This is a genomic window from Pseudomonas sp. P5_A2_2, from assembly GCF_054177685.1.
In genome coordinates this window covers 1-4192 of record NZ_JBGCUL010000384.1, presented here as the reverse complement: position 1 = coordinate 4192, position 4192 = coordinate 1, and the positions used below count along the sequence as shown (strand labels likewise).

At 57.7% G+C, this 4192-nt stretch carries 4 protein-coding genes; 1 reads left to right on the top strand and 3 read right to left on the bottom strand.

The annotated features are described in order from the left end of the window. Nucleotides 1–420, bottom strand: a 420-nt coding sequence (gene uraD, locus ACXRVY_RS18880; protein ID WP_458237970.1) for a 2-oxo-4-hydroxy-4-carboxy-5-ureidoimidazoline decarboxylase, incomplete at its 3' end; no start/stop codon positions are given. Continuing rightward, nucleotides 417–1343: an allantoinase PuuE gene (puuE, locus tag ACXRVY_RS18875; protein WP_056721809.1), complete on the bottom strand. Its 927-nt coding sequence runs from the start codon at nt 1341–1343 to the stop codon at nt 417–419. The genes uraD and puuE, both read right to left, overlap by 4 nt. Nucleotides 1344–1777: 434 nt before the next feature. On the opposite strand from puuE, the gene uraH reads away from it, so the two are divergent. Next, the gene (gene uraH, locus ACXRVY_RS18870; protein WP_458237969.1) at nt 1778–2131 is read left to right on the top strand and encodes a hydroxyisourate hydrolase; all 354 of its coding nucleotides are present in this window, start codon (nt 1778–1780) and stop codon (nt 2129–2131) included. Nucleotides 2132–2383: 252 nt separating this feature from the next. Here the strand turns inward: uraH and ACXRVY_RS18865 are convergent, their stop codons facing one another. Next, nucleotides 2384–4045, bottom strand: coding sequence for a hypothetical protein (locus ACXRVY_RS18865; protein ID WP_458237968.1), 1662 nt, complete (start codon nt 4043–4045; stop codon nt 2384–2386). Nucleotides 4046–4192 lie beyond the last annotated feature (147 nt).

Sequence of the window (4192 nt, the reverse complement as noted above, 5' to 3'; positions counted from 1 at the left end):
CGCTGCGAGGATCTGATGCCGGTTGCTGCCTTTTACCGCCATGATGAAGGGAAACTTGAACTTGGCTTTGTAGGCGTCGTTCAGCTCGGTGAAGCGCTGGAACTCTTCGGCCGTGCATTGGTGAATACCGGCGCCAGACTGTTCATTGGTGCTGGCTTCGGTCAACTGGCCCTGGACGGCCGCACGGCCTGCCAGGTCCGGGTGAGCATTGATCAAAGCCAGTTGGCTTTGGTGATCAGCGCTCAACAGGATGTCGCTCATGCGCTGGTGCAGGGTTTCGATCTCGTCGATCGAAGCGTCCTGGCCCAGGTCGTAGGCCTTTTCGGCCACCCATGGCGAATGTTCGTAGATGTCGGCGAAAGCGGCGACGAAGGCGTCGCGGCTCAGGGTCGATGGTTTTACGGTTTGAAAGGTGCTCATTTGGCAGCCCCTGTGTACGGGTGGGTTTCTTGCCAGTGACGCGCGATGTCGACGCGACGGCTGAACCACACCTGTTCATGACTTTTAGCGTATTCGATAAAGCGCTTGAGCGAAGCCAGACGCGCCGGACGGCCGATCAGGCGGCAGTGCAGGCCGATCGACAGCATTTTCGGTGCCTCGGCGCCTTCGGCGTAGAGCACGTCGAACGCGTCTTTCAGGTATTCGAAGAAGTCGTCGCCCTTGTTGAAGCCCTGGACCTGGGTGAAGCGCATGTCGTTGGTGTCCAGGGTGTACGGGATCACCAGGTGCGGCTTGCCGGTCGGGTTGTTCGGTTCCCAGTAGGGCAGGTCGTCGTCGTAGGTGTCGCAGTCATAGAGGAAACCGCCTTCTTCCATCACCAGGCGACGGGTGTTCGGGCCGGTGCGGCCGGTGTACCAGCCCAGTGGGCGTTCGCCTGTGATTTCGGTGAGGATGCGGATCGCTTCGAGCATGTGCTCGCGTTCCTGGGTTTCGTCCATGTATTGGTAGTCGATCCAGCGATAGCCGTGGCTGCAGATCTCGTGGCCAGCATCGACCATGGCGCGGATCACGTCCGGGTGACGCTGGGCTGCCATGGCTACGGCGAAGATGGTCAGCGGGATGTCGAATTCCTTGAACAGCTTGAGGATCCGCCACACGCCGGCGCGGCTGCCATACTCGTAGAGGGATTCCATGCTCATGTTGCGCGCGCCTTGCAGCGGCTGGGCAGAAACCATTTCCGAGAGGAAGGCTTCAGACTCTTTGTCGCCGTGCAGGATGTTGCGCTCGCCACCTTCTTCGTAATTGAGTACGAACGATAGGGCAATGCGGGCATTGCCCGGCCAGTGTGGGTGCGGAGGGTTACTGCCGTAACCGACCAGGTCGCGTGGGTAGTCAGCGCTCACTGCAGGCTTCCTTCTTATTCGATGATGACGGTTGGTGTGACGCAGCTGAGGATCGGATGGCAGGCTCGCGTCACAGCGATGGACTGATTGTATACAACTTTATATTCAATTTGTAAGCCTGAATTTTCGCATTTTTCACCGATTGTCATCTTTTACTGCTATTGGCGTGAGCCTGCAAGAAATCTGCCTGACTGGTCAGTAATTTGCTGAAGGGTTCATAGGCCGTGCGGTTCGGCGGTAWATCKGCGGTAAATGTGCAGATGGCGAGAGTAATGCGAAAAATGTCGTTTTTATTGTGTACAATTTTTTTGAAAAGTGTCTTAATCAGTCGCTCGCCGCAGCTTTTCGTGCTCCGAATCGGTGCGGTCTCCTTTTCATCTGACTTCGGGAGGCGCGAAGTCTGACTGCTCCATGCAGGCAGGCGCGCAGAATCAATGGGACGTTTGACTACACACGTTTTGGACGCAGCACACGGTTGCCCGGGCAGCTCGATCAAGGTCGAGTTGTACCGCGTTGAAGGATCGCGGCTGGAATTGGTCGCCAGCGCGATAACCAACAGCGATGGCCGTGTCGATGCACCGCTGCTGCAAGGCGATGACTACTGCACCGGGGTCTATCAGGTTCAGTTTCATGCCGGCGATTACTACCGCGCCCGCGGCGTCAAACTGCCGGAGCCGGCTTTTCTGGATGTCGTGGTGCTGCGTTTCGGCATCTCCGCCGAGCAGGATCACTACCACGTGCCGTTGCTGATTTCGCCTTACAKCTACTCCACCTATCGCGGCAGCTGATCCCCCAGGCAGCTGCTGCACCCTGGAAGCGACTGCGCATATAGCTTCTTTGGTCTTTCGCCCGCTCACACTGCGGGCTTTTTTTTATGCTTTCAATGGCTTTGGAGTCCACATCATTTTCGACCTGGACGCGGTCCTCTAATGAAATGACTACCCCTGCGGCTCCCTGTGATCGCCGCACCGCAGCGAAGGGGGCCGTACAGCCGACCAGGCTTTGTCGGCTGTACACAACTGAGTACCTGAAGGACTTTTTCAAAGCCTTGGATCGTCGGTTCGCACGATAAAGACCGAATCCGGGTGATCGCCCCGGAACTGTCCTCCGCCTTTCAGCCAGATCAGTTTGTTGGCGGCCTCGGCATTTTGCACTGCGCGCAGGGCCGGCAGGCCAATCAGTTCCGGTAGCCGCTCGGGGGCATATCGGCGTTGGTCGGTAGGAGAGATCTGAACTTTGCGCCCGTGAATGCGATGCAGGGTCATGTAGAACACAAAGTCATGTCCGGTCCGCGTGAACACTAACGTTGGAAAGGTATGGGCGGGGCCCGGCTCGAACACGGTGTACCCATTGCGAGTCAGCAGGCCTTTCATGAAGCGTTTGTAGTCACCGGCGGCCAGGGTCGAGGTGAAATACTTCCACTCCCTCAAGAATTTTTGCGTATCAAACTCCAATCGTTGCAGAGATACCTCATCGGCGGAGTCAGGCAGCTCCACTATCCGGTAAGTGCCTTTGCCTGGAACCGTCGGTAAGACCGAAAGCATGAGCAATGGGTCGACCAGCTCTGGTCTTGGCGTGATGCTCGAGGTCTTCCAGTCATTGTGGGCTTGCCGCAGGGTCGTCAGCCCGGCGCCGGTGGCGATGTCGGAACCGTTGGCGAGGGAAAACTGTTTTCTCGCGACGTTCAGCGCGCAGAGGTCTGACAGTTCGGGAAAGTAAGTGACGACGTAGTTGGTCAGCGTCCTCTCAAAAGGCAGTGTCGGATCGACTGTCCAGTGATGGGTCGGCGGGACCTGGATCGCGCCGCGGGGTTGTTGTTCGACGTGTTGCCCGAGAGTTCTCTGGAACAGATCGAAGTCGTAGATCAGGTGTGCCGGGTTCTTGATATAGACAATCGGATGGTCCGRTGCGTCAGCGCGCGACACTGTCTTGTAGTGAACACCCTCGATGGTGACGTCTTCGGGCGAAGCATGATGGGCGGCGATGCCCCAGTTTTTCCAGGGCTCGGAGGATGCGGGGGCTTCGGGTATCCGCGGTCGCTTGGACGGCCCCGCCTCTTCTTGCCCACCAGCTTGCGCGGGGTGGCGCGAAATGATCAGTTCAGAATCACCCGTGCGAATGCTATCGGCCGGAACCTGACGCCATTCCAGCGTTCCTTCCACCCGCTCAAGTCGCGGTCCGGACGGCACCAGTTCCGAAAGTTGTTTGGCGCGCAAATGGCCCTGCGCATCGGACTCCAGCAGTACCGTCCCGCCATCGACGAGATCGACAAACTTGCGCCCGGAGCTGATCGACCGGAACCCGGTCTGCGGGTCGGGTGCGGGCAGCCTTTCAACCATTTTCGGTGGCAGGTAGTAATGACTGATGGGGTGGTCGGTGGTGATTCGGCTGATGTGGGTGCTGGCAGGGAGATCGGTTATTTCAATCGCCGCAGGTTGGGCGTCGGGTACTGGCGTGTGCTCCAGGATTGGCTGGAGCAGTGGCAGATCGGGCTCATGACCCGGTGAGATGCCAGGGCGCCAGGGTAAATGATCCAGCGTTGTGTCGGGTCGGCCGGGGGTATTGGTGTTTGAAGAATCGCGCAAATCGGATGAACCAGGAACCGGAACTTTCTTGGGGGGCTTAGCCATTGATTTCACTCTGAAAAATACTGAATTAACGCTGGCCTCGACAAGTAGGCCAACGAGCGACGTGATCAGCATGGAACTCGTGCGATTGCACGATGCTCTTGCTTCTGTAGTTGAATGTTGATGAAGTCAGTTCACTGGCGTGCGGTATATATGTGTAGCAGGGGGCAAGAATGATATGAGTCGGCAGCTGATTTCCCAAGCAGCTGCCTTAACTCACAC